Source organism: Enterobacter sp. Taxon_2, assembly GCF_058355295.1.
Genome location: NZ_CM178024.1, coordinates 2,122,178 through 2,145,315 on the forward strand (window position 1 = coordinate 2,122,178; position 23,138 = coordinate 2,145,315).

The window sequence follows — 23,138 nt, forward strand, 5'->3', positions numbered from 1 at the left end:
CGCCCGCCTGAGACTCAGAACGTTTCCCAGTTGCTGTCGGTGGAGGCGTTTGTCGTTGCCGGGCGCAGCAGCTGTGGCGTTTTCAGATTGGCCGGGCGTGGAGCGACCGCTCTTTCTTTGCCGTTCAGACGAAACGCGGCTACCGCCTGGCGCAGCTGTTCGGACTGATCTTCCAGCGCCGCTGCTGCCGTGGCGGACTCCTGCACCAGCGCGGCGTTTTGCTGCGTCACGCTGTCCATCTGCGAAACGGCCAGGCTCACCTGCTCAATACCGCGGCTCTGCTCGTCAGAGGCCGATGAAATCTCACCCATGATATCGGTCACGCGGGTGACGGCGGCGACGATTTCCTTCATGGTGGTGCCCGCCTCGCTGACCTGCTCAGAACCGGTATTCACCCGGCTGACGGAGTTCTCGATAAGCCCTTTGATCTCTTTCGCCGCCTGCGCGCTGCGGCTCGCCAGCGTACGGACTTCGCCAGCAACAACCGCAAAACCACGCCCCTGTTCCCCGGCGCGTGCCGCTTCCACCGCGGCGTTAAGCGCCAGAATGTTCGTCTGGAACGCAATGCTGTCGATCACGCTGGTAATATGCGCAATTTGCTGCGAACTGTCGGCGATTTCGTTCATGGTGCGAACCACGTTATCCACGACGTGACCGCCGCGCGCGGCCGTTTCAGAGGCATTTTTCGCCAACAGCGTGGCCTGACGGGCGTTATCGGAGTTCTGTTTAACCGTCGCAGTCAGCTCTTCCATGCTGGCGGCAGTCTCTTCCAGCGAGGCGGCCTGCTGCTCGGTGCGGGCGGACAGATCGTTGCTTCCTGCGGCAATTTCGCCTGCGCCGGTGTAGATGGAATCGGTGCTTCCGCGCACGGCGCTGACGGTGGTCACCAGCGACTGCTGCATCTCATGCAGGCCAGCGGCCAACTGGCCCATCTCGTTGCGGCCAGATATTGCGATATCCTGCGTCAGGTCGCCCCCTGCAATGGCGCGAATATGGTTCATAATGGAGTGGAGCGGTTTTAACAGCAGGTGCTGTAAACCCTGCCAGATGACCACCAGAACCGCGATAACGGCCAGCAGAATTGCCGCCAGGGTCCACTGCATCTGCGTGAAGCTGCTCTGGTTCTCTTCGGTTGCGGCCTTCAGCAGGGTGTTGTTTTCGGCGCGCCAGCGGTTATAGACCGCTTCCATGTCGTCCTGCGCCTGCTGCGCGTCCAGATCCCCATAGGCCTGATAGTTGTCGGCACGCAGATACTCAATCGATAAGCGCATCACTTCGTGCATCTGGTTCCAGGATTTCTGCATCTCGTCGGTCAATGCCGCCTCCTGGCCCTTAACCTGCGGCAGTTTCTGCCACTCTTTGTTATAGGCTTCGGCTTTTGCCAGCGAGTCGCCTGCGGTGCCAAGCAGCTTATTGATCGCCGCCAGGGAAGCCGGGTCACGCTGGTTTTTCAGATAGCGGATCGCCACGCGGGTGACGGTGACGCGCGTTTTCACCAGCGTGTTCACGCTGTCGCTCAGGCTTTCCTGCTGGGCATTGAGCACGCCGGAGTTCTGGAAGTTATGGCGATCGTTACTGACGGCAGAGTAGAACAACCCTCCCGTGACAACTTGCAGCAGACAGAATATGGTGAGGGCAAAGATAATACCGGTAATCACGTGCAGATTTTTCAGCATAGCGGTCGTCCGTTAGAAAGGATGCAGAGGTACACCAATACTATCGTCGTATAGAATTTAAACTTTAATTTAACTCGCGCTTAACTAAGGGCTCCCTGAGGGAACCTGTTGTAAATCCGGATCATTTTTATGAGGAAGGTCAACATGAGCAGCATTGATAAAAGTGGGACGTACGCGCTCGGGACGCGGACGGTGAAACGGCTGGGCTACGGCGCGATGCAGCTGGCCGGGCCTGGCGTCTTTGGGCCGCCGAAGGATAAGCAGGCCGCGCTGGACGTGCTGCGCGAAGCGGTGGCGGCGGGGGTGAACCACATTGATACCAGTGATTTTTACGGCCCTCATGTCACTAACCAGCTGATCCGCGAGGCGCTTCACCCGTACCGGGACGATCTGACGCTCGTCACCAAGATCGGCGCCCGTCGCGATGACAAAGGCGCCTGGCTGCCGGCCTTTTCCGCGCAGGAACTGACGCAGGCGGTGCATGACAACCTGCGTAATCTGCAGCTGGACGTGCTGGACGTGGTGAATCTGCGAATCATGTTTAGCGCACACGGGCCGGCGGAAGGGTCAATTGCTGAACCGCTTTCCACCCTTGCCGAATTACAGCAGCAGGGGCTGGTGCGGCATATTGGCCTGAGCAACGTCACGGCAACCCAGGTTGCGGAAGCCCGGAAGCTGGTGCCGGTGGTGTGCGTGCAGAACATGTACAACATTGTGAACCGGGGTGACGACGCGCTGGTGGATCTGCTGGCGCAGCAGGGGATTGCGTATGTACCGTTCTTCCCGCTGGGCGGCTTTACGCCGCTGCAATCTTCCGGGCTGCAGGCTGTCGCCGACTCGCTGGGCGCAACGCCAATGCAGGTTGCGCTGGCATGGCTGCTGCAGCGTTCCCCAAATATCCTGCTGATCCCAGGCACCTCTTCCGTGGCGCATCTGCGGCAAAACCTCGCGGCAGGGGAACTGCAGCTGCCGCCTGACGCACTGGAAACATTGAGTACGCTGATGGACTGATCGTCACAGGCGCAAAGCCGGAAGGGCGCTTCCGGGCTTTGCGCGTTTTAAATCTTCTGACACTTCAACGCGTTTGGGTTCGCCTCCGGAAATGACCTTGATCCCTGGCCATAATCCGTAATACTGTATTTACATACAGTATCTGGCGAGAAAGGCATTATGGACACTCTCTTTTCTTATCATCCAAACCAATCTATTGAATTACCGTTGTTTGCAGAGCGTGTAGCCTGTGGCTTCCCCAGTCCGGCGCAGGACTATGTGGAAGATCGTCTCGATCTTAACCGGTTGGCAGTGAGACACCCCAGTGCGACCTATTTTATCAAGGTGAGTGGAGACTCCATGATTGGCGCGGGGATCGGTGACGGCGATCTGCTGGTGGTCGATCGTTCGTTAAATGCCGAACATGGGGACATCGTCGTGGCGTCGGTCGCCGGTGAGTTTACGGTGAAAGAGCTACAGACCCGCCCGGTTCTGAGACTTCTGCCGCATAATGCCCGCTATCAGCCGATTACCTTTCAGTCCGAAGAGGAGCTGCAGATCTTCGGCGTCGTCACCCACACGCTTAAAACGCATAAACATGTTCGCGCTGGTTGATGTGAATAGCTTCTATGCCTCCTGCGAGAAGGTATTTCGCCCCGATCTGCAGGGGAAGCCCATCGTGGTGGTGTCCAATAACGACGGCTGCATTATTTCACTGTCGCCGGAGGCAAAGCAGTTCGGCATAAAAATGGGGGAGCCCTATTTTAAATTCAAAGAGAAGGGCTATCCGTCGCGGGTTTACGTCTTTAGTTCGAACTATGCGCTGTATGCCGATCTCAGCAGTCGGGTGATGCAGACGCTGACGGATCTGGCTCCGGCCATAGAAATTTACTCGATCGACGAGGCGTTCGTGAACGTTTCAGGGATCGGTAACTGCCTTGCACTGGAAGCGTTCGGACACCAGATGCGCACGCAGGTCTATAAAAATACGGGCTTAACCGTTGGCGTCGGTATTGCCCCGACCAAAACGCTGGCGAAGCTGGCCAACTATGCGGCGAAGCGGTGGGCGGGCACCGGCGGCGTGGTCGATCTCTCAGGCCGCGAGCGGCAGCGTAAACTGCTGGCAAAGGTGCCGGTAGAGGAGGTGTGGGGGGTAGGGCGGCGCATCACGAAAAAACTGAACGCGATGGGGATTACTACGGCGCTGGAGCTGGCGGAGGCCTCCTCGTGGGTCATTCGCAAACATTTCAACGTGGTACTGGAACGCACGGCGCGCGAGCTTCGCGGCGAGCCCTGCCTTGACCTGGAAGAGTACACCCCCACGAAGCAGCAAATCATCTGTAGCCGTTCGTTTGGACACCGCATTACCCAATATGAAGAGATGCATCAGGCGATTTGTGCCTACGCGGAGCGCGCTGCAGAGAAACTGCGCGGCGAGCATCAATACTGTCGTTTTATCAGCGTGTTTGTGCGCACCAGCCCGCACGCTGACAACGAAATTTATTACGGCAATCAGGCTTCTGTCACCCTGATGACGCCCACCAATGACTCGCGCGATATCATCCGCGCCGCCACGGAGGCGCTGGGGCGGATATGGCTCGACGGGTATCGCTATATGAAGGCCGGGGTCATGCTGGCGGATTTTTTCAGCAGCGGCGTCGCCCAGCTTAATTTGTTTGACGATAATCGTCTGCGCGCCAACAGCGCGGCGCTGATGGAGATGATCGACAGCGTAAATCACTCCGGCAAAGGGAAGATATGGTTCGCCGGGCAGGGGATTGAGAAACCGTGGGCAATGAAGCGGGAAATGTTGTCACCGGCCTATACGACGCGATACGCGGATTTACCGGTGGCGAGGTAGAGGATGGTTGCGTTATTTCTTTTGAATCAACCAGGTTGCCGCAGCCGCCAGCACGCCGATCAGCGGCATTTCGCTCGCTCCGGCCAGGAAGTTATGGCGATCGATCTCATTATTTTTACGGATATCCGCAAGGCGGGTAAGCGCCTCTTTTTCATCCGCAGCGCCGATCTCCTCAAACTGTTTTTCAAACCCCTGAGCGATGAGCTGAGCGGCCGCATCGGTGTTTGCGCTCTCAATCGCAATGAGGTTCGGGCCTTTTTGGAAAAAACAGTAATCCGGCATACGTGCTCCAGAAAGAGGGAATACGGTAAAAACACTCTATTCTTTGCGATTAAAAAATGCACGTGATTTACGGCGGAAACAATCAGTTTTTCTTTATTATTTCAGGCAGTAACTGCTCAATCACGCTGACGACCTTTCTGACGCGCTGCGGAATAAAGCGGGCGTCAGGATAGACGGCATAGAGGAAGCGATCGGGTAACCGCCAGTCGGGCAGCACCGGTACCAGCGTGCCGGTTTGCAGCGCGCGTGTCACGAGCGGCTGCTGCATGCCGCCGATACCAATGCCGGACTCTAGCGCCTGCAACAGCGCGTCGCTGGTGTTGGCACGGAAAACAGTATTCACGTTGACCTCGACCGTCTCCTCGTCAGACATCAGGCGCAGGGGAGCACCCAGCGGAATGCCGCTGAACCGCACGTGTGGCAGCGTCGCCAGCTCGCTGACGGCGCGTACCGCCTGAAAGCCGGGGGCGGCAAACAGCCTGGTTTCAATACGCCCCAGCACGCGCGCCGCATGCGCCTGCGGGGGCTCACTGCTCAGCCGTATCGCGACATCCACGCCCTCCGTCACCAGATCGGCAAGGCGGTCATCCAGGGAAAGCATCAGCTGCAGCTTGGGATGCAGACGCTGCAGCGCCAGCAGATGCGGCAAAAAAATCTGCCCCAGGCCGCTCGGTAACTGGACATGGACGCGTCCCTGAACGCTATGATCGACAGGATGTAAACGCCTCTCCGCTTCTCCCATGGCGTCCAGCACAAGCTGCATATCACGCCGGTAACGTTCACCCTGTTCGGTCAGCTTCATCTTACGCGTCGTACGGTGCAGCAGTACCACACCCAGTGATTCCTCAAGCGCCGCGATCTGTTGACTGACGGCGGACTGCTTAATACCGGTCTGACGGGCGGCCGCAGAAAACGAGCCCGCTTCAGCGACGCGCAGAAAGGTAGAAATGGCATTGAGCTTATTATTCATTTAATGATTCTGCTTATAAGTGCCATCGGTTTCATGGGATATCTCCAGAAAAAATAATATATCACACTGCGTCTGTCACCCTTTCCGGAGAAACACCATGAACAAGATGCAGCAACACAACGTCGCCCTGGTCGCGGGCGCCAGCGGCATTGTCGGCAGACAGCTGGTCAATACGCTCCTGCAACATCAGTGGGAGGTGATCGGCCTTAGCCGCCATGCCGCGTCTCATCCTGACGGCATCCCCGTGGTGAACGTCGATTTACTGGATGCGCAGGACACTGCACGGGCGCTGCACGCTCTGAACGGTGTCACCCACATCTTTTACAGCGCCTGGGCGAACGCGGCGCACTGGGCAGACATGGTTGAGCCGAACGTCACCATGCTGCGTAATCTGGTCAGCACCCTCGAAACAGCGGCAACTTTGCAGACGGTAAGCCTGATGCAGGGCTACAAAGTCTATGGTGCGCATCTGGGGCCGTTTAAAACCCCGGCGCGGGAAAGCGATCCCGGCGTAGCGGGTGCCGAATTTAACGCCGCGCAGCTCACGTGGCTCAGCCAGTTTCAGCGGGGGAAAGGCTGGCACTGGAATGCCATCAGGCCGGGCGTGGTGGGGAGCTCGGTGCCGGGCAATGCCATGAATCTTGCGCTGAGCATCGCTCTGTACGCCTCCCTGTGTAAGGCGCTGGGTTTACCGCTGCGTTTTCCCGGTTCAGAACAGACCTGGCACAGCATTGTTGACCATACCGACGCCGGGCTGCTGGCCGAGGCAACGCTGTGGGCCGCCACGTCACCTGCGGCACAGAATCAGGCCTTCAACGTAAACAATGGCGATATCTGGCGCTGGAGCGAGCTGTGGCCGCGCATCGCACGCTGGTTTGAACTGGATTCTGCGCCGCCGGTGAGGCTGTCATTTCATCAGCTGTTTAACGACTATCGCGGCGTATGGCGCGAGCTTGCCGGAGAGCGGCTAGTGGAAGCGGATATTTTGCAGCTAAGCGACGGGCGGTTTGCCGATTTTGTCTTTAGCTGGGATTACGACATGTTCGGTGACGGGAGCAAGCTGCGCAGGGCGGGCTTTACGCAAATGCAGGCGACCGATGAGATGTTTTTCCGCCTGTTTGCGCAGCTGAGAGCCGCGCGGATTATTCCCTGAGAACACAGGGCGTCCTGATAACCGTCAGGACGCCGAGGGCTTACTCAACCGCTAACAGATTGACGATCTCGGCCACGCTTTTCACGCTGCGGATGTTCCCAATCCCCGTGCCGAGCGCGATATAGCCTTCATCGGTGTTATTTTCCAGCATGCCCAGACGCAGGCCCCGTAATCCTCCCATCGCCTTGCCCAGCGCGTCGTTGCTTGCGCCTGCTTTATCCATCGATGCCAGTTTTTCCGCCAGCTTGCCGGGAAGCGCGCGGTAGTAATGGGGCACGGTGCGAAAAAGCAGTAAGTCCAGGCCGTTGGCGGCAACAATTTTCTCTTTGACCCCCTGCGGCACGCGGCTTTCTTCGGTACTGATAAAGACCGATCCGGCAAACACGCCTTCCGCACCTAACGCATGTGCTGCTCTGGCGGTGCGATTATCGGTAATACCGCCCGCGGCCATCACCGGGATGTGCTTCACGGCATCGGCAATCAGCGGCACGATGGAAAAGGTGCCCAGCGCCGTTGCGGGTAACGTTCCGCCCTCATCAAAACCGGTGGCGACGATAATGTCTGCCCCCAGATCTTCTGCGAGACGGGTGTTTTCCGGCGTGGGATTGATGTCGCGGTAGATAATGGCGATCCCTGCCTCTTTTAACTCGCTGAACAGCGCGGGAATAATGCTGCCTTCCCCATAGCCCGTATACACCACGGCCCTGACGCCTTCGTCTTTCACCACCTTAAGAATTGGTCCAGTCCAGACGTCATTAACGGCGGTGGGGATCAGGTTCACGCCAAACGGTTTTTCGGTCAGCCGTTTGGTTTTACGAATTTCTTCGCGCATTTTTTCGGCTGTCGCTTCCGGCGTGGAGACCGCGGTGTCGGCGGTTAAGCCTGCATTGGGTCCCAGCACGCCGAGCCCGCCGGCATTGCTGACCGCGGCAACTAAACGGGCATCGGTAAGCCAGGATAACGGCCCCTGAATAACAGGCTTTTCGATACCCAGGATCTGACAGATACGGTTATTTTTCATAGCAGACTCTCCCTTACGTTTGAATGGAGGAGAGTGTAGGGTGCAATATTGTTAGGAAAAATAGCCTAAAAGATTCATCACTGTTATAAAATCAATAACAATATCCCGTTCGCGGTTTGAAATCCTTTATGCAAATAAATCTCTTTGAATCTATTCGAATTTTTATTGAAATTGTCGAGTCAGGCAGTCTTACCCAGGCTGCGGAGAATCTGCAGATCCATCGTCCGGCAGTCACCAAAGCGTTACAGCTTCTGGAGCAACACAGCGGCACGCGGCTCCTGCAGCGCACAACGCGTCGAATTAGCCTGACGCCGGATGGGGAAGCATTCTATCGCCAGAGTAAACCCCTGCTGGCGCAGGCGGACGAATTACTGGAGTCGTTTGGTACCGACCGGGCAATACACGGTCAGCTGCGTGTGGATATGCCGGTCTCTTTTGCCACGCTGCGGGTGATACCCAATCTGCCTGATTTTTATCGTCAGCATCCTGAGATCGACATCATTCTGAGCAGCTCTGACCGCCGTCGGGATATGCTGCGGGATGGTCTGGACTGCGTGCTGCGGGTGGGAGAGCTGGACGACGGCGATTATATCGCGCGTAAAATCGGGAACATCAAAATCACGACCTGCACCAGCCCGGCCTGGCTGGCAAAACACGGTACGCCAGAAACGCCGGATGATTTACGCAAACATCAGGCCATCAACTGGATTAATACCAGCAGCAGACATATTCATCCGTGGACGTTTACCACGCCAGAAGGCGTCGCGGAGATGACTTTACCCGGAAAGCTTGTGGTGGATAACTCCGAGGCCTACATCGCGGCAGGCCTGGCCGGGCTGGGGATAATGCAGGGGATGAATCTCTTTCTCCAGCCTTACATTGACCGCGGCCTGCTGGTTGAGGTCTTGCCAGCCTATCGCTCGCCGGACCGCAAGCTGTCACTGCTCTACCCACACCGTCACCTCTCCCGCAAAGTGCGGGTATTTACCGAGTGGCTGGAGAGTCTGGTGTGAAAACGGCCAGTTCATGGCATAGGGTCCCAATCTGCCCTACGGCATTGAGCAGGCGGGGCGTCGGCTCGTTTGCGCAGTTTAGCCGCAGAAAGTGCGTGAGTTCTGCGCCAGGAGAAAACAGGGGACCGGGGCTGACGCCAATACCCAGCGCCAGCGCGCGACGATGCACCTCCAGGGCGTTGATCTGCTGAGGCAGTTCTACCCACAACAAAAAGCCGGCTGCGGGTACGTTTACGCGGGTTCCGGGGGGAAAACTGGCCTCGACCCGCGCCACGACGGCGGCTATTCCCTCCGCGATACGCCGCTTGAGCCGCCGCAGGTGACGGTCGTAGTCGCCGCTTGCCAGCATCTCGCTCGTCGCGGCTTCCAGCAGCGGCGCACCGGCCCAATCTCCGGCCATGCGGGCCTGCAAGACCTGCGTATAATAGCGTCCGGCGGCAATCCAGCCGATTCGCCACCCCGGCGCAAGCGTTTTAGACAGGGAGCTGCAGTAAATCACATTCCCGCTCTGGTCGAACGCCTTGCAGGCCGGAGGACGTTGCCCCTCACCGACCAGATCTCCGTAAACATCGTCCTCAATCAACGGAATTTCTGCCTCTTCAAGCAGGGCAACCAGTTCCTGCTTGCGTGCGACGGGCATGCTGGCACCCAACGGGTTTTGCACGGTGGGTGAGGCCAGGACGGCAGCGGGGCGATGGCAGCGAATGGCGTCAGCCAGCGGTTCCAGCAGCAGGCCTTCCACAGGGTCGGTGGGGATCGCTAAGGCCTTCAGGCCTAAATCCTCCAGCAGCAGGAGCGTGCCAAAGTAGGCTGGCTGCTCAATTGCCACCACATCACCTGGCTGACACACGGCCCGAAGTGCCAGGCGCAGCGCCTGCGTCGCGCCCGAAGTGATAATGAGATCGTCCGCGCCGAACCGGGCTCCCCATTGCGCAGAACGCGCGGCAATCTTACTTCGTAGGTCTGCTCTTCCCGGGGGCAGGCTGTAGCTCTGTCCATGCGCGTCCAGACGACGGCCCGCAGAGTGCAACGCCCGCTGCAGCGCGTCTCCTGGCAGCCACGCGGGATCGGGCAGGGCGGCACCCAGCGGGATCAGTCGGGCTTCTGCACTGCTGAACAGCGACCGGGCCACGGCTGACAGGGTGACGTGGACCGGGCCTGCCGGGGAGCGCGCGGGCTCCACGCGCGGTGGCAGGCTGGTCTGGCGGATGTAGTAACCTGAACGCGGGCGCGCAACGATCAGCCCTTCAGCCTCGAGGCAGCGAAGGGCCTCCAGCGCCGTCGGAAGGCTAACGTGCTCGCGCTCGGCCAGTTTACGCGCGGAGATCATCCTGTCACCGGCGCGCAGCGCGCCAGACGTCAGCGTGAGGCGCAGCATCTCGGCAATTCGGCGATAGTGTGGGGACGACTGGGACGGGGCAGACATGGGTATCTGTTCAGGCTAATTTTCGATAAAACTGACTATACAGCCAATAAAGCGCGCCATCTATAGTGTCCGGCATGTTCAGGACAAGGAGGCATTATGCACAGCGATAATTTCAACATTTCCACCTATTTCAAACGCATAAACTACACCGGACCAGCGGCTGCCGATACGGCCACCCTGCATGCGCTGATGCGTCATCAGCTCTTTTCCGTTCCCTTTGAGAATCTGGACGTGCAGGCGGGTAAAATTGTCTCGCTGGCGCCAGACGACATTGCCGATAAGGTGTTAACGCAGGGGCGTGGCGGCTACTGCTACGAGGTAAACGGGCTTTTTGCCATGGCGCTGGCGGCGTTAGGGATACCTTACCGTTTCGTGGCGGCGCGCCCGATGTTCTACCCCGCGCGGCGGCCGAAAACCCATATGGCGTTGATTGCCGAGGTGGAGAGCCGACAGTGGCTTTGCGACCTCGGGTTCGGCAGCTACGGCATTCGTGCGCCGATGGCGCTGGACACGCTTGATGTGGATATCACGCAGGATTTCGACACGTTCCGACTGAGCCGCAGTGCGGAGGGCGAATATCTGCTTGAGGCGAAGGTGGAGGGAGAGTGGGCCCGGCAATATGGCTTTGATCTCACGCCTCAGGAATGGATTGATTTCGTCCCGGCCAACTACCTTAACTCCACGCACCCGGATGCGATCTTTGTGCAGAAGCGGGTGGTGGTGCAGCACAGCCCGGAAGGACGTCAGATTTTACTGGGCGATATGCTGAAAACCATCACCGCGAACGGCACTGAAACGCGGCAGCTGGCGGAGGATGAAATCCGCCATGTCCTGAAGGACCGTTTTGCACTGACTGCCGCGTAATCAGCCGGGAAACGGTGGAGCCTCAGCGCAGTTCATCTTCTGTGGCTTTGCGCTGAGCGCCCCACTGTAACAGCAGGCTAAACGACGCGGGTAACACGGTCAGCGTCACCAGCGTCGCAACCAGCAGCCCGCCGATGATGGCATAGGCCATTGGACCCCAGAAGACCTGGTGAGAAATGGGGATCATGCCCAGAATGGCGGCACAGGCGGTCAGACAGATGGGTCTGGCCCGGTGTTCCGCAGCCGCCATAATCGCGGCATCGTTTGTCATCCCCTGAGCAAGATTGCTGTCAACCTCGCTAATCAATATCACCGCGTTCCGCACGATCATCCCCGCCAGGGCGATGACGCCCAGCAGCGCGACAAACCCCATCGGCGTTCCGCCGGGCAGCATAGCCAGCACGATCCCCGGTAAACCAAACGGTGCCATCAGGAGGGCCAGCATCATCCGGGAATATCGCCGCAGCTGAAGCATCAGCAGCAACAGCATGATGACCAGCGTTACCGGAAGAACGGTAAAGACGGAGCTGTTCCCCTTATCCGATTCGGCAACCGCGCCGCCTTCTTCAATGCTGTAACCTGCGGGCAGGCTCGCGCGCAGTTTATCCACCGTCGGACGCAGCGCCGCGGATACCGCTTCAGCCTTCAGCCCCGGGGCGAGGTCGGTTTGCACCGTGATAAAGGGCACGCGCTGGCGACGCCAGATGACCGGATCGTCCACGCCCCAGACCGGCGTCGCGACGGCGCTGAGCGGAATTTTTTTACCGTCGTTCCCCTGAATCGTGAGTGAGGAGAGGGTGGCGGTGCTGTGGCGCGCATTGTCTGTGGCCCGGAGCACCACGTCGACAAGGCGGTCGTTATCTCTGATGGACGTGACAACGCTGCCGGACCAGACGGTATTCAGCGTGCGGGCGAGACTTTCTGACGATATTCCCGCTGCTCTGGCCGCCGTCTGATTCACCTTAAGGGTGATGACCCTCTCCGGCTCTCCGGCCGTCTGGTTAACGTCGCGTGAGTACGGGGAGCGGCCAATCGCGTCCGTGAGTCGGTTCGCAAACGCCCGGACCTGCAGATAATCCGGCCCGCTCACCCGGTATTTGATGGGCCAGCCGACGGGGGGCCCCAGTTCAAGGGGCGACACGCGCGTGATGATGTCGCTAAACTGCGTCGCCAGGATCGTGTTGAGCTGTGCGTGCAGACGATCCCGCGCCTCAAGATCCTTAGCCACCACAACCATCTGGGCGATATTTTCATTTTCCAGCAGCACGTCCATCGGCAGGTAAAAACGGATGGCGCCTGAGCCAACGTAGGTCGAAAAGCGATCGATATTGCCGTTGTCGGCCAGCGCTTTTTCCAGCCTTTCCACCTCTCTGAGGGTTTCCGGCTGCGAGGCGTTGGCCGGAAGCGTCAGGCTGACCAGCAGTTCAGGCCTGTCGGAGGCAGGGAAAAACTCGCCCTGCATAAACGTCGTGCCGTACGCTGACAGCCCCAGCGCGGCAAGCGCAATCAGCACGGTGGAGAATCGGTGGCGGAGTGCCAGGCGTAAAAGCCGTCCGTACTCGCGCGCGATCCTTCCCGGTCCCGCCGCGTGATGTCTGACTTTTTCCGGCAGCAGCCACGTACCCGTCAACGGCGAAAACAGGATCGCGACAGCCCAGGAACAGAGCAGGGCGATGAGCACCACCGCAAACAGGGAAAAGCAGTATTCACCGGCGCTGGAGGCTGCAAAACCAACGGGAATAAAGCCGGCAATCATCACCAGGGTACCGGTGAGCATCGGGAAGGCCGTCGTTTTGAATGCATGGGTGGCCGCATGCCGACGGGAATCCCCGGCTTCCAGCCGGGAGACCATCGTTTCGACGGCGATCATGGCGTCATCCACCAGCAGGCCCAGGGCAATGATCAGCGCCCCGAGCGAGATACGCTGAAGGCCGATGCCTGCGAGCATCATGCCGGCAAACGTCATGGCGAGCACCAGGGGGATGGCCGTCGCCACCACCAGTCCGGCCCGTAAACCCAGCGAGACAAATGAGACCGCCAGCACGATAACAACGGCTTCGATAAGCACCCGGATAAACCCGCTTACCGCATCACTTACCACCGCTGACTGATCGGCGACTTTTACCATCTCGATACCGTGCGGCAGCCCGGCGCTGAGGGTCGCCATTTTTGCGTTCAGCGCAGCACCGAAACGCAGCATGTTGCCTGTCGGCGCCATCGAGACCGCCAGCCCGATAGCCGGTTTGCCGTTCACCCGGTAGGCCGGGGCCGGTGGCTCGGCGATTTCCCGGGTGACGGTGGCAATGTCGGTCAGCGGAATATAGCGATTGTTAATGTGCAGCGTGACGGCCCGTAAACTCTCTTCGGTCGTGAGCGCCCCGCTGACCTTTATCGCCATATTCTCCTGCCCGGTACGCATCGTTCCTGCCGGAACAACCGCGTTTTGCGCCCGGAGGGCGTCGGCGACCGCCTGAATATCCAGCCCCATACCGGCCAGGCGCGCCGGAGAAAAGGCGAGAACCCACTGCTCCTGCTGTTCGCCCAGCAGGATGATTTTGCCCATATCCGGCAGGGACATCAGCTCGCGCCGTATTGTCTCTGCGCGATCCCGCACCTCCCGCAGGGTGAAACCTTCGGGAATAAAGGCATAAATTGTGCCGAACGTGTCGTCAAACTCGTCGTCCACGGCAGGACCCTGCACCCCTTCAGGCAGGGACGGCGCGATGTCCTGCATTTTTTTGCGAACCTGATACCAGATGTCCGGCACGCTTTGCGGGGGCGTATCGTCACGGAGGTTGACGTGGATAACGGTGCGTCCGGCCCGGGTTTCACTTTCGAGATAGTCCAGCCAGGGCGTTTCCTGCAGCTTTTTTTCAAGCGTATCGGTCAGCAGGCGGGTAGTATCCGTCACGGAGGCTCCCGGCCACTGCGCGGAGACGACGGCCGTTTTAATGGTGAAAGCCGGATCTTCGTTACGCGGTAGCTTCTCATAGCAGAACACGCCCATCGCAATCACCAGCAGCATGAAAAAGCTGACCATCTGCTGGTTCTTCAGCGCCCAGGCGGAGAGGTTAAATTTGGCTTCCTGTCCTGTGTTCATGGCTGAACCTCTCCGGGCATCACCGGCTCGCCGGACCGCAATGTGCTCACGCCCGCCGTAATCACCCTGTCGCCGGGCTCAAGGCCGGAGGCAATCATGACGGAGGAGGCCGTATAGCTCGCGGGTACCACCACGCGCAGCCGCGCCCGCGACTGCGGGGTAATCACAAAAACGGCCGGTTTGTCGCCGGCACGGGTCAGCGCGGACGCGGGAAGGGTGTACCCGTGCGGGGCTGACGATGGCAACGTGACGGTAACGCTGGCACCCAGCGCCATGGCCGCCGGTGGGTTTTGCAGGGTGGCCCTGACGCGCCAGGTGCGGGTCTGAGGATCGGCCTGCGGGGTGATATCCCGCAGTAGGGCAGACGCCTGTACCGACGGGGCGCTGAGCAGGGAAACCTGCAAAACCGCCTTATCCAGAGGCGGGATCGTATCGGGCGCGGCAATATCAAACACCACGTCGCGGACTTCCCCGGTTGCCAGCGTCAGCACGGACTGACCGTCGCTGACAACCTGTCCCGCAGAGGCGTTCACGGCCGTAATGACGCCCGCTTGTGGGGCGAACAGGTGCGTCCAGCCGAGGCTTTCGCGGGCATTTCGCCACGCGGCCTCGCTGCTTTTTAAGCGCGCGCGGGCGACAAGCCAGTCCGCACGGGCGCTGTCGAGCTGCGTGCGGGCTATTGCACCCGTTGGCATGAGCTTTTGCATGCGACTGACGTTAAGCGCGGCGACCTGCGCTGAGGCTTTGGCGCTTTCATAATCGGCCTCAGCGCCGTCGAGCTGGTTTTGCCCGGTCGTATTGTCAAGCGTGGCCAGCAGCTGTCCGGCGGTGACCCTGTCACCAATATCGACGCTACGCGTCAGTATCCGCCCCCCGGTACGAAAGCTCAGGGTCGTTTCATCGTGGGCATGGATCTCACCGGTTCTTTCCAGCGCGGGAAGGGAGTGGGCGGTGCCAACGACGACGTAGCGTACCGTTCGCACAGGGTTGGGTTTGTTTTCGTGTTTATCACCGCAGCCGGTCAGCGGAAAAATCGCCAGCGCAAGCAGGGCCAGGGGAAGAAAATGCAGCCAGGAAAGGGTGCGCGCCACGCCGTACAAATGATGCAGGCAGTGGCGGAGGGAGAGAAAAATTTCGTCTGACATAACGCCGCTCCATAAAGGGAATGGCGTTATTAAATGTGCGCTACGTCGAGAAAGATTCGATGTTCTGTCAAGGCTTTATCAAGAGTGGAGATTTTCATTATCGGACGGATGCCAGGGCAACAAAATGCACACCGCGAGGCCGCCGGTTTCCGGTAGTGACGCGCTAATCTCACCCCCATGCGCCTGACAAATCGCCCGGGCGATGGACAATCCGAGGCCGCTGCCGCCGGAATGCCGCGCGCGGGACTGCTCCTCGCGGCTAAAGCGTTTAAACATTTCCGGTAAAAACTGGTGCGATACGCCCGGCCCGTCATCGGTAAATTCGAGGGTGTAATGACCGCTGGCGTAGTGCAGCGCCACCTCAAGATGGCCGCCATCGCGCCCGTAGCGTAGCGCATTTTCCATGAGGATGGTAACGACCTGTCCCAGACGGAACGCATCGCCTCTGAAGGGACAGGTGCGCGGATTACGCAGCGTTATCCGGAAATGATGCGCATCAGCCTGGGGCATGATCCAGGCAACCCGCTCCTGAATCAGCTCATCCAGACAGAACGGCTGGTCCTCCAGCACAAGGTTACCCGCGTCGGCCAGGGAGAGGAGGTGGAGTTCATCGGTGAGGCGGTTGAGGTGCTGGAGCTGTTTCATCACCATGCCCAGTTGCGCCGGGCTGGCATCAAACACGCCGTCTAACATGCCCTGCAGACGCCCGATGGCGGCCGTCAGGGGCGATCGCAGCTCGTGCGCCATCGCAACGTGCGAGGCGCGGAGCTCTTTTTCATAGCGGGCGAGTTGTCCCGTCATGGAGTTAAAGTCGGCCGCAAAGCTGACCATTTCCGCCGGTGCATCCTTGATAAGTTCCGCCTGACGGCCAAACTGCCCGTCGGCCACATCCTTTGCCGCATCGCGAAGGCGGCTGAACTGTAGCGCCAGCGGGCGGGCGTGTTTTAGCCCCATCACCACAATAAACGGGATCATTACCAGCACCAGCAGGGCTACCGTGACCCAGTCGGCTGAGGCGATGGACGGCGTGGAATAGCTCAGGCCCCACCAGGTGTCCACAATCGAGTGGAAGCGGGCCGGGTTGGCCTGCGGGTTCTGGCTGAGCGTAAGAAACTCCTGCCGGACCGCTGGCGGCATCCTGCCCATGATCCAGTAGTTCTGGACCGCATAGCGCAGCCACATGCAGGTGGCAATGACGATCACGCTGCCGATGGCCAGCGCTAAAATGCGCGCGCAAATCCAGCGCCACAGAGAGGCGTGTCGGTTTTTTATCATGGCTGTCTGAACCTGTAACCCACGCCGCGCACGTTGATCAGCACGCCGGAAATACCCACCGCTTCGAGTTTTTTACGCAGGTTATAAATATGGGTGTCCACCACGCGCTCCAGCGCCTCGCTTTCCGGCAAGCAGTGTTCCAGTAAATACTGGCGGGAGAACGGGTGCGCAGGAGAACGCAGCAGCGTGGCCAGAAGCGAGAATTCCGTTGGCGTAAGATCGAGCATCACGGGTGCGTCGTCGCCGTTATCCACGCTCGCAACAATGGCGGCGACATCCACCTCCAGCGTTTGCCAGCGAAGGATCGCTTCGTCTGTCTCTTTTTTACTGCTGCGCCGCAGCACCGCCTGCACCCGCGCCACCACTTCGCCCGGATGATAAGGCTTCACAACGTAATCATCGGCACCGTAACGCAGGGCGCCAATGCGATCGGGAGTATCCCCCATGGCCGTAACCATAATCACCGGCACATCGCTTTTACGACGCAGGCCCGCCAGCACCTCGGTGCCGTTAAGCCCCGGCAGCATTACGTCCAGCAGAATGAGGTCGGGCTTCCACCGCTGCGCCATATCCAGCCCGGAAAGACCGTCCCCGGTAATGGTCACGTCGTAATTTTCACGCCGTAAATAGGCTTCGAGCACGCCAGCCGCATCGGCGTCATCTTCAATAATCAGCACTCTTCTGGACAACATCCGTTCACCTTGACCATTTCTTAACACTATCCCGACGATTCATTGATTCAGCCAAATCATACTGCGCCAACATTGTGTGGCTGTCCCTGTCTCAGGAGACGCCAGCGTCTGTATGGAGAGCAGTATGATAGCGATAAAAAAAGTCCTGTATATGTCCGTCCCGCTTCTGCTGGTCGTGACGTCTGGCGTGCAGGCGGATGATGGCACAGCGTCCGATTCCTTAACCGTCGGGCTGGGAGGGCAGTATGCCCCGCGTTACTCAGGCTCAGACAAGCAGGTGTGGCAGGTGGTTCCGGTACTGCAGGGTCGTAAAGGCGCTTTCTTTATTGATGCGCAAAAAGGGGTGGGATATGACCTGCAAAACGACAGTGGTTGGTATTTCGAACACACGCTGGGCTACGACTTCGGAAGGGCTGAGAAAAATTCTGGCTGGCGTGAGGGGGCAAACAATCTGAAAGGGATGGGGGACATTGATGCCACCCTGAATACCGGCCTTGCCGTAGGCTGGCAGGCCGAGCCATGGCTGAGTATGGAAGGCAAAGCGACGCTGCCGTTAACGGACAGCCAAGGGGCAAGCTATCAGGCCTCCGTGACGCTAATCCCTTTACAAAATAACCAGGACACGGTCGCCTTGCAGTCTGCGGCCCTGTTTGGCGACAGCCGTTATCTGAATACGTGGTATGGGGTCAGCGAGCAGCAGAGTCGCCGCACCGGATATCGCCGCTATTCAGCGCCGGGTGGATTTTATGGCGTCGACACCAGCCTGACCTGGAGCCATCAGTTCGATGCTCACTGGGGGACGGTCCTGAGCGCGGACTATACCTGGCTTAGCGACCATGCGAATGACAGCCCGATCGTGATGCGGCGCAACGAGGGGTCTGCAACCGCCGCGATCACCTGGACATTTTAAATTCGCAGAGCACGATGTGCGCGAGGGGGGAGAGAGGATTACTTCTTCTTATCCATCATCGCCTTTAAATCGGCAAACGGGTTAAACGTGGCGACGCCCACGTCTTTTTGCGCGTCTTCCCCGGCGACCACGGTGGTGCCGTACTGATCCGCTTCGGTGTATTTCGAATGCTCGTGATCGTGGCAAAACAGGCACAACAGCTCCCAGTTGCTGCCATCTTCCGGGTTGTTGGTATGGTCGTGATCGATATGGTGAACCGTGAGTTCACGCAGATTGGAATAGACGAACTCGCGCGAGCAGCGTCCACACACCCATGGATAGATTTTTAATGCTTTTTCGCGATAGCCGCTTTCCAGCCGCGCGTAGTTTTTAGGGATCAGAGCCATTGCCGGTTTTACCTGCCATGAAAAAAATGGGGGATATTATATCCCATTATGGCGCGTAATGACGCCCCGCTCAATTCTGTCAATTTATTTGAATCATTCCGTTAAATAAACGGCATTTATTCTTACCGGGTAATGCGTAAAGTGGACAGAACGCAACGCATTATCAGGACACATGGTTATGAAAAAGATCGGGTTTTTATCCTTTGGTCACTGGACGCCTTCACCGCAGTCCGGCGCGCGCTCGGCGGCAGACACGCTGCTGCAGTCCATCGATTTAGCCGTGGCGGCTGAAGAGCTGGGGGCAGACGGCGCCTATTTCCGCGTGCACCACTTTGCCCGACAGCTTAGCTCGCCGTTCCCTCTGCTGGCCGCCATTGGCGCAAAAACGAAGACCATCGAAATTGGCACCGGCGTGATCGATATGCGCTATGAAAATCCGATGTACATGGCCGAAGATGCGGGCGCGGCGGATCTGATTTCCGGCGGTCGTTTGCAGCTTGGCATCAGCCGTGGCTCGCCGGAGCAGGTCATCGATGGCTGGCGTCATTTCGGCTATGTCCCGCAGGAAGGGGAAAACGAATCGGATATGGCGCGTCGTCATACCGAGGTGCTGCTTGAGGTGCTGCGTGGGGAAGGGTTTGCCAAACCGAACCCGCAGCCAATGTTCCCGAATCCGCCGGGGCTGCTGCGCCTGGAGCCGTATTCTGAAGGGCTGCGCGAGCGTATCTGGTGGGGCGCCGGCTCCAATGCGACGGCAGTATGGGCGGCAACGCTGGGAATGAACCTGCAAAGCTCAACGCTGAAGGACGATGAAACCGGTGAGCCGTTCCATATTCAGCAGGCAAAACAGATTCGGGCTTACCGTCAGGCCTGGAAAGAGGCAGGGCATACGCGCGAGCCGCGGGTGTCGGTCAGCCGCAGTATTTTTGCGCTGATGGACGACCGCGACCGGATGTATTTCGGTGCCAGCCGCAACGACAGCGATAGCGTGGGTTATCTTGATGAGAAAACGCGCGCCATCTTCGGCCGCAGCTATGCCGCGGAGCCGGACAAGCTGGTTGAACAGCTGAAAAAGGACGAGGCGATTGCCGAGGCGGACACGCTTTTACTGACCGTACCGAACCAGCTGGGTGTGGATTATAATGCGCACGTGATTGAGTCTGTTCTCAAACATGTCGCACCGGCAATGGGCTGGCGCGAGTAGTTCCGCTAGCAGCCGTGAGATCGTAATGGAAAACCTGGCCCTCTGGTATCGCCGTTTTGGCGAGCCAGAAACCGTTCTGCAACCTGAAACCGCGCCGCTGGGGGCGCTTGCGCCGGGTCATCTCCGCGTGCGAATGCTGTTTTCTCCGGTGAACGCGTCCGATCTCATTCCCATTACCGGCGCCTACCGCCACAGAACCCCGTTACCGGCGGTCGCGGGGTATGAAGGTGTCGGCGTTGTCACCGGGGCGCCCGCCTCGTTTAAGCATCTGGTGGGTAAGCGCGTCCTGCCGCTGCGCGGTCAGGGCACCTGGCAGCGCTATGTGGATTGCCCGGCAGAGTATGCGATACCCGTTCCGGACACCGTCGACGCACATCTGGCCGCGCGGGCCTATATCAACCCGCTAGCGGCGCAGATGATGCTGACCCGTTACCCGCCTCGTGGAAAGCGGGTGCTGCTCACGGCTGCCGGGTCGGATTGCGCCATACTGCTGGGGCAGTGGGCGCGTCAGGCGGGGGCGGAAGCGGTGTATGGCATTCACCGTTCTGCCGTGCATGTTGAACGACTGGAGGCGATGGGCATCATTCCCGTCGCGCAGCATGACGCAAACAGAATCGGCACCGTCGCCGCCCGCAGCGATATCGTCTACGATGCCACCGGCGGGCCGCTTGCGGAAGCGATCCTCAGCGTGATGCCAGAGCAGGGCATGTTTGTTTGCTACGGGCTGCTCTCCGGGCAAACCTTCAGACAGCAACGGCCCGTGCCGCGCGTGGCGTGGTTCCATATCCGAAACGGTCTGGATGCGCTCAGCGCTGGGGCGTGGCGCGCCGAGTTTGACCGCATCTGGCTTAATTTGCCCAACAGTGGGTACAGCGACGTCACGGTGTATCCACTGGCGGAATGGCAGAGAGCGATCGGTACGTATCGCGAAGGTGGAAGGACCCGCAAGCCCCTCCTGTCGATGGCGGACTGACCGCTATTGATGGCTCATATCGCTCAGCAGCACGGCGATACTTTGCCCGCCCGCCGTCTGTTCCAGGCCAATCTTGACGATGATGGTCAGCGGGACGGAGAGCAGCATCCCAACGGGCCCGAGCAGCCAGCCCCAGAATATCAGGGACAAAAAGACCACCAGCGTGGAAAGTCCCAGCCCTCGCCCCATCATTCGTGGCTCAAGAATGTTACCGAACACCAGATTGATGACCAGGTATCCGGCCAGCAGGATCAGCGCGTCATAAAGCCCGCTGAAAACCAGCACCTGAAGGATAGGGGGGATCGCCGCCAGCACGGAGCCGATGTTGGGAATGTAGTTAAGCGCAAACGCCAGCAACCCCCAGACAAACGCAAAGCGAACGTCCAGCGCCAGAAGCATCACCCAGACGACACCGCCCGTGACCAGACTAATGGCGGTTTTCAGCACCAGATAGCGGGAGACGCTGTCCAGCGCGCGTTGAATCGCCCCCATCCCTTCAACCGGACGGACCATCATCTGCTGCAGTTTTGCCGGCAGCTGCGGTACCTCCAGCAGCATGAACACCACCGTTAAAAACAGCAGGAAAATGGATGTCATGGCATTGGAAAGCTGTGCCAGCAGGCTGGTGACGATCGTCATGGCCGCATTGGGGTCGATATATTTCAGGAGTTCCTCAACCGAGACTTCGATACCCGCGCGCTGCAGCCAGGGTTCAAGCTGCAGCAGCGGTATCGCCAGCGAAGAGCGGTATTTTGGCAGCGTTCGCGCCAGTTCGTTTAGCGAGGTCCCCAGATACGCCACCAGCAAGACCATCGCCACAATAATGATGCTGATAAGCAGCGTGATGGCCAGCACGCGCGGAATGCGTAGCCGCGTCATGCGCTGTACCAGTGGATTAAGGATCACTGCAACAAACAGGGACAGAATAAAAGGCACAATAATGTCGGCGGCAAAACGAACGCCTGTCAATATGATCACCAGCATGCCCAGCATGATGACAATTTTTAACCCGTTCAGGGTAATGATGGGTTTAGCCATGGTGACTCCGGAATAATCTTTTTATTTATAATAAAGGTGAAAGGCATTGCAATAAACTAACCAAAATCAAACGGGATGGGTAAAGAATTGCAAAGACTTTGAGTAAAATCCTGGCTTATGGTACAAATTTGGTGTGTTTAACTACCGAGGACAATTTTCATCCGCACAGACGAGAAGCAACAACGCGGATAATTGTAATTTTATGGACAATATGTTCAGGACGTACTCTTCAAACAATACCGCTGTATACTCCACCTCCTTCTGCCTGCTTTCTGGTGAGCAACACTGGCGCACCGCACTATAGTCATTTCTTCTGCCTGAGCTGGCGCTAAGCGCTTAGCTGTCTGATTTCAATTCGTATTTTTTGGTTTGCTGCACGCAGCGGGCCACGATGGATTATATTCTCAAGCAGGAGAAAAACATGTTTTACTGGATCCTATTAGCGCTGGCAATTATCGCTGAAATTACCGGCACGCTGTCTATGAAGTGGGCAAGCATCAGCGATGGCAACACCGGTTTTATTTTGATGCTGGTGATGATTTCGCTTTCTTATATTTTCCTCTCGTTTGCGGTGAAAAAAATTGCGCTGGGCGTCGCGTATGCACTGTGGGAAGGGATCGGTATTTTGTTGATTACGCTGTTCAGCGTGCTGATATTTGACGAAACATTAACACCAATGAAGGTCGCCGGGTTAACGACGCTGGTCGCGGGTATTGTGCTGATTAAATCCGGTACCCGAAAACCTGGCAAACAGCAGAAGGAGCAGAACCATGCAACAGTTTGAATGGGTTCATGCGGCCTGGCTGGGGCTCGCCATTGTGCTGGAAATCCTGGCGAACGTTCTGCTGAAATTCTCCGATGGTTTTCGCCGTAAACTCTACGGCCTGATGTCGATTGCCGCGGTTCTGGGGGCGTTCAGCGCCCTGTCTCAGGCGGTAAAAGGGATCGATCTTTCGGTGGCCTATGCGCTGTGGGGCGGTTTTGGTATCGCCGCCACGCTGGCCGCAGGCTGGGTGCTCTTCGGCCAGCGTTTAAATAACAAGGGCTGGATGGGGCTCATCTTGCTGCTTGCCGGCATGATCATGATAAAACTCGCCTGACAGACCTCAAACCATGATTTACAGGCAGCGAAATTCGCTGCCTGTATTACGCTTAGAAA

23 protein-coding genes are annotated in these 23,138 nt (G+C 58.5%); 12 read left to right on the forward strand and 11 right to left on the reverse strand.

Going from position 1 to position 23,138, the window contains the following annotated elements:
- Positions 1-14: 14 nt before the first annotated feature.
- Complete coding sequence (gene tcp / locus AC4IC4_RS10065; RefSeq protein WP_491472646.1) at positions 15-1,676, reverse strand: methyl-accepting chemotaxis citrate transducer; 1,662 nt, start codon at positions 1,674-1,676, stop codon at positions 15-17.
- Between the two features lie 144 nt (positions 1,677-1,820).
- On the opposite strand from tcp, the gene AC4IC4_RS10070 reads away from it, so the two are divergent.
- The 3 genes from AC4IC4_RS10070 (at position 1,821) to umuC (ending at position 4,527) form a co-directional block, all read left to right on the forward strand.
- Complete coding sequence (locus tag AC4IC4_RS10070; RefSeq protein WP_491472647.1) at positions 1,821-2,687, forward strand: aldo/keto reductase family oxidoreductase; 867 nt, start codon at positions 1,821-1,823, stop codon at positions 2,685-2,687.
- A 159-nt stretch (positions 2,688-2,846) separates the two neighbouring features.
- Positions 2,847-3,281, forward strand: coding sequence for a translesion error-prone DNA polymerase V autoproteolytic subunit (gene umuD, locus AC4IC4_RS10075; protein ID WP_024909162.1), 435 nt, complete (start codon positions 2,847-2,849; stop codon positions 3,279-3,281).
- Entirely contained in the window at positions 3,265-4,527 is a 1,263-nt protein-coding gene (gene umuC / locus AC4IC4_RS10080; protein ID WP_420278186.1) for a translesion error-prone DNA polymerase V subunit UmuC, read from the forward strand. The genes umuD and umuC overlap by 17 nt, the downstream gene beginning before the upstream one ends.
- A 12-nt stretch (positions 4,528-4,539) precedes the next feature.
- Here the strand turns inward: umuC and AC4IC4_RS10085 are convergent, their stop codons facing one another.
- Together AC4IC4_RS10085 and AC4IC4_RS10090 are read right to left on the reverse strand one after the other, a co-directional pair.
- Positions 4,540-4,809 carry a hypothetical protein gene (locus tag AC4IC4_RS10085; RefSeq protein ID WP_491472648.1) on the reverse strand — a complete coding sequence of 90 codons (270 nt, stop codon included), beginning with the start codon at positions 4,807-4,809 and terminating at the stop codon, positions 4,540-4,542.
- Between the two features lie 82 nt (positions 4,810-4,891).
- Positions 4,892-5,779 carry a LysR family transcriptional regulator gene (locus tag AC4IC4_RS10090; protein WP_061715388.1) on the reverse strand — a complete coding sequence of 296 codons (888 nt, stop codon included), beginning with the start codon at positions 5,777-5,779 and terminating at the stop codon, positions 4,892-4,894.
- 97 nt (positions 5,780-5,876) lie between these two features.
- Between AC4IC4_RS10090 and AC4IC4_RS10095 the strand changes: the two genes are divergently transcribed.
- On the forward strand, positions 5,877-6,932 hold the full coding sequence (locus AC4IC4_RS10095; protein WP_491472649.1) for an SDR family oxidoreductase: 1,056 nt from the start codon (positions 5,877-5,879) through the stop codon (positions 6,930-6,932).
- A gap of 40 nt (positions 6,933-6,972) precedes the next feature.
- Here the strand turns inward: AC4IC4_RS10095 and AC4IC4_RS10100 are convergent, their stop codons facing one another.
- Positions 6,973-7,953, reverse strand: a complete 981-nt coding sequence (locus AC4IC4_RS10100; protein WP_491472650.1) for an NAD(P)H-dependent flavin oxidoreductase — start codon at positions 7,951-7,953, stop codon at positions 6,973-6,975.
- A 128-nt stretch (positions 7,954-8,081) separates the two neighbouring features.
- On the opposite strand from AC4IC4_RS10100, the gene AC4IC4_RS10105 reads away from it, so the two are divergent.
- Entirely contained in the window at positions 8,082-8,966 is an 885-nt protein-coding gene (locus tag AC4IC4_RS10105) for a LysR family transcriptional regulator (RefSeq protein ID WP_491472651.1), read from the forward strand.
- On the opposite strand, the gene AC4IC4_RS10110 is transcribed toward AC4IC4_RS10105, so the two are convergent.
- A complete protein-coding gene (locus AC4IC4_RS10110; RefSeq protein ID WP_491472652.1) occupies positions 8,938-10,392 on the reverse strand; it encodes an aminotransferase-like domain-containing protein in 1,455 nt (484 codons plus the stop codon). The genes AC4IC4_RS10105 and AC4IC4_RS10110 overlap by 29 nt on opposite strands.
- Before the next feature lie 96 nt (positions 10,393-10,488).
- Here AC4IC4_RS10110 and AC4IC4_RS10115 point away from each other — a divergent pair, with 96 nt between their 5' ends.
- Positions 10,489-11,256, forward strand: a complete 768-nt coding sequence (locus AC4IC4_RS10115; RefSeq protein WP_463726619.1) for an arylamine N-acetyltransferase family protein — start codon at positions 10,489-10,491, stop codon at positions 11,254-11,256.
- Between the two features lie 22 nt (positions 11,257-11,278).
- Here AC4IC4_RS10115 and AC4IC4_RS10120 read toward each other — a convergent pair whose 3' ends face one another.
- The 4 genes from AC4IC4_RS10120 to AC4IC4_RS10135 all read right to left on the reverse strand — a co-directional run bounded on the left by AC4IC4_RS10120 (position 11,279) and on the right by AC4IC4_RS10135 (position 17,468).
- Entirely contained in the window at positions 11,279-14,356 is a 3,078-nt protein-coding gene (locus AC4IC4_RS10120) for an efflux RND transporter permease subunit (protein ID WP_491472653.1), read from the reverse strand.
- Entirely contained in the window at positions 14,353-15,501 is a 1,149-nt protein-coding gene (locus tag AC4IC4_RS10125; protein ID WP_491472654.1) for an efflux RND transporter periplasmic adaptor subunit, read from the reverse strand. The genes AC4IC4_RS10120 and AC4IC4_RS10125 overlap by 4 nt, the downstream gene beginning before the upstream one ends.
- A 78-nt stretch (positions 15,502-15,579) precedes the next feature.
- Positions 15,580-16,776: a sensor histidine kinase gene (locus AC4IC4_RS10130; protein ID WP_491472655.1), complete on the reverse strand. Its 1,197-nt coding sequence runs from the start codon at positions 16,774-16,776 to the stop codon at positions 15,580-15,582.
- Positions 16,773-17,468, reverse strand: coding sequence for a response regulator (locus AC4IC4_RS10135; RefSeq protein ID WP_491472656.1), 696 nt, complete (start codon positions 17,466-17,468; stop codon positions 16,773-16,775). The genes AC4IC4_RS10130 and AC4IC4_RS10135 overlap by 4 nt, the downstream gene beginning before the upstream one ends.
- 124 nt (positions 17,469-17,592) lie before the next feature.
- On the opposite strand from AC4IC4_RS10135, the gene AC4IC4_RS10140 reads away from it, so the two are divergent.
- Positions 17,593-18,378, forward strand: coding sequence for a MipA/OmpV family protein (locus AC4IC4_RS10140; protein WP_463726623.1), 786 nt, complete (start codon positions 17,593-17,595; stop codon positions 18,376-18,378).
- Positions 18,379-18,416: 38 nt separating this feature from the next.
- On the opposite strand, the gene yajD is transcribed toward AC4IC4_RS10140, so the two are convergent.
- The gene (yajD, locus tag AC4IC4_RS10145; protein WP_003857471.1) at positions 18,417-18,764 is read right to left on the reverse strand and encodes an HNH nuclease YajD; all 348 of its coding nucleotides are present in this window, start codon (positions 18,762-18,764) and stop codon (positions 18,417-18,419) included.
- A 178-nt stretch (positions 18,765-18,942) separates the two neighbouring features.
- On the opposite strand from yajD, the gene AC4IC4_RS10150 reads away from it, so the two are divergent.
- Together AC4IC4_RS10150 and AC4IC4_RS10155 are read left to right on the forward strand one after the other, a co-directional pair.
- Positions 18,943-19,968 carry an LLM class flavin-dependent oxidoreductase gene (locus AC4IC4_RS10150; RefSeq protein WP_491472657.1) on the forward strand — a complete coding sequence of 342 codons (1,026 nt, stop codon included), beginning with the start codon at positions 18,943-18,945 and terminating at the stop codon, positions 19,966-19,968.
- 25 nt (positions 19,969-19,993) lie between these two features.
- The gene (locus tag AC4IC4_RS10155) at positions 19,994-20,941 is read left to right on the forward strand and encodes a zinc-dependent alcohol dehydrogenase family protein (RefSeq protein WP_491472658.1); all 948 of its coding nucleotides are present in this window, start codon (positions 19,994-19,996) and stop codon (positions 20,939-20,941) included.
- Positions 20,942-20,944: 3 nt separating this feature from the next.
- Here AC4IC4_RS10155 and AC4IC4_RS10160 read toward each other — a convergent pair whose 3' ends face one another.
- Positions 20,945-21,979, reverse strand: a complete 1,035-nt coding sequence (locus AC4IC4_RS10160; protein WP_024909146.1) for an AI-2E family transporter — start codon at positions 21,977-21,979, stop codon at positions 20,945-20,947.
- A gap of 133 nt (positions 21,980-22,112) precedes the next feature.
- Between AC4IC4_RS10160 and AC4IC4_RS10165 the strand changes: the two genes are divergently transcribed.
- The 3 genes from AC4IC4_RS10165 (at position 22,113) to mdtI (ending at position 23,079) form a co-directional block, all read left to right on the forward strand.
- Positions 22,113-22,283, forward strand: a complete 171-nt coding sequence (locus AC4IC4_RS10165; RefSeq protein WP_491472659.1) for a protein YdgV — start codon at positions 22,113-22,115, stop codon at positions 22,281-22,283.
- A 117-nt stretch (positions 22,284-22,400) separates the two neighbouring features.
- Positions 22,401-22,763: a multidrug/spermidine efflux SMR transporter subunit MdtJ gene (gene mdtJ / locus AC4IC4_RS10170; RefSeq protein ID WP_024909145.1), complete on the forward strand. Its 363-nt coding sequence runs from the start codon at positions 22,401-22,403 to the stop codon at positions 22,761-22,763.
- Entirely contained in the window at positions 22,750-23,079 is a 330-nt protein-coding gene (mdtI, locus tag AC4IC4_RS10175) for a multidrug/spermidine efflux SMR transporter subunit MdtI (RefSeq protein WP_024909144.1), read from the forward strand. Before mdtJ ends, mdtI begins: the two co-directional genes overlap by 14 nt.
- Positions 23,080-23,138 lie beyond the last annotated feature (59 nt).

Coding starts and splice junctions, on each gene's coding strand:
- tcp (WP_491472646.1), bottom strand. CDS start 1,676: ATGCTGAAAAATCTGCACGTGATTACCGGTATTATCTTTGCCCTCACC.
- AC4IC4_RS10070 (WP_491472647.1), top strand. CDS start 1,821: ATGAGCAGCATTGATAAAAGTGGGACGTACGCGCTCGGGACGCGGACG.
- umuD (WP_024909162.1), top strand. CDS start 2,847: ATGGACACTCTCTTTTCTTATCATCCAAACCAATCTATTGAATTACCG.
- umuC (WP_420278186.1), top strand. CDS start 3,265: ATGTTCGCGCTGGTTGATGTGAATAGCTTCTATGCCTCCTGCGAGAAG.
- AC4IC4_RS10085 (WP_491472648.1), bottom strand. CDS start 4,809: ATGCCGGATTACTGTTTTTTCCAAAAAGGCCCGAACCTCATTGCGATT.
- AC4IC4_RS10090 (WP_061715388.1), bottom strand. CDS start 5,779: ATGAATAATAAGCTCAATGCCATTTCTACCTTTCTGCGCGTCGCTGAA.
- AC4IC4_RS10095 (WP_491472649.1), top strand. CDS start 5,877: ATGAACAAGATGCAGCAACACAACGTCGCCCTGGTCGCGGGCGCCAGC.
- AC4IC4_RS10100 (WP_491472650.1), bottom strand. CDS start 7,953: ATGAAAAATAACCGTATCTGTCAGATCCTGGGTATCGAAAAGCCTGTT.
- AC4IC4_RS10105 (WP_491472651.1), top strand. CDS start 8,082: ATGCAAATAAATCTCTTTGAATCTATTCGAATTTTTATTGAAATTGTC.
- AC4IC4_RS10110 (WP_491472652.1), bottom strand. CDS start 10,392: ATGTCTGCCCCGTCCCAGTCGTCCCCACACTATCGCCGAATTGCCGAG.
- AC4IC4_RS10115 (WP_463726619.1), top strand. CDS start 10,489: ATGCACAGCGATAATTTCAACATTTCCACCTATTTCAAACGCATAAAC.
- AC4IC4_RS10120 (WP_491472653.1), bottom strand. CDS start 14,356: ATGAACACAGGACAGGAAGCCAAATTTAACCTCTCCGCCTGGGCGCTG.
- AC4IC4_RS10125 (WP_491472654.1), bottom strand. CDS start 15,501: ATGTCAGACGAAATTTTTCTCTCCCTCCGCCACTGCCTGCATCATTTG.
- AC4IC4_RS10130 (WP_491472655.1), bottom strand. CDS start 16,776: ATGATAAAAAACCGACACGCCTCTCTGTGGCGCTGGATTTGCGCGCGC.
- AC4IC4_RS10135 (WP_491472656.1), bottom strand. CDS start 17,468: ATGTTGTCCAGAAGAGTGCTGATTATTGAAGATGACGCCGATGCGGCT.
- AC4IC4_RS10140 (WP_463726623.1), top strand. CDS start 17,593: ATGATAGCGATAAAAAAAGTCCTGTATATGTCCGTCCCGCTTCTGCTG.
- yajD (WP_003857471.1), bottom strand. CDS start 18,764: ATGGCTCTGATCCCTAAAAACTACGCGCGGCTGGAAAGCGGCTATCGC.
- AC4IC4_RS10150 (WP_491472657.1), top strand. CDS start 18,943: ATGAAAAAGATCGGGTTTTTATCCTTTGGTCACTGGACGCCTTCACCG.
- AC4IC4_RS10155 (WP_491472658.1), top strand. CDS start 19,994: ATGGAAAACCTGGCCCTCTGGTATCGCCGTTTTGGCGAGCCAGAAACC.
- AC4IC4_RS10160 (WP_024909146.1), bottom strand. CDS start 21,979: ATGGCTAAACCCATCATTACCCTGAACGGGTTAAAAATTGTCATCATG.
- mdtJ (WP_024909145.1), top strand. CDS start 22,401: ATGTTTTACTGGATCCTATTAGCGCTGGCAATTATCGCTGAAATTACC.
- mdtI (WP_024909144.1), top strand. CDS start 22,750: ATGCAACAGTTTGAATGGGTTCATGCGGCCTGGCTGGGGCTCGCCATT.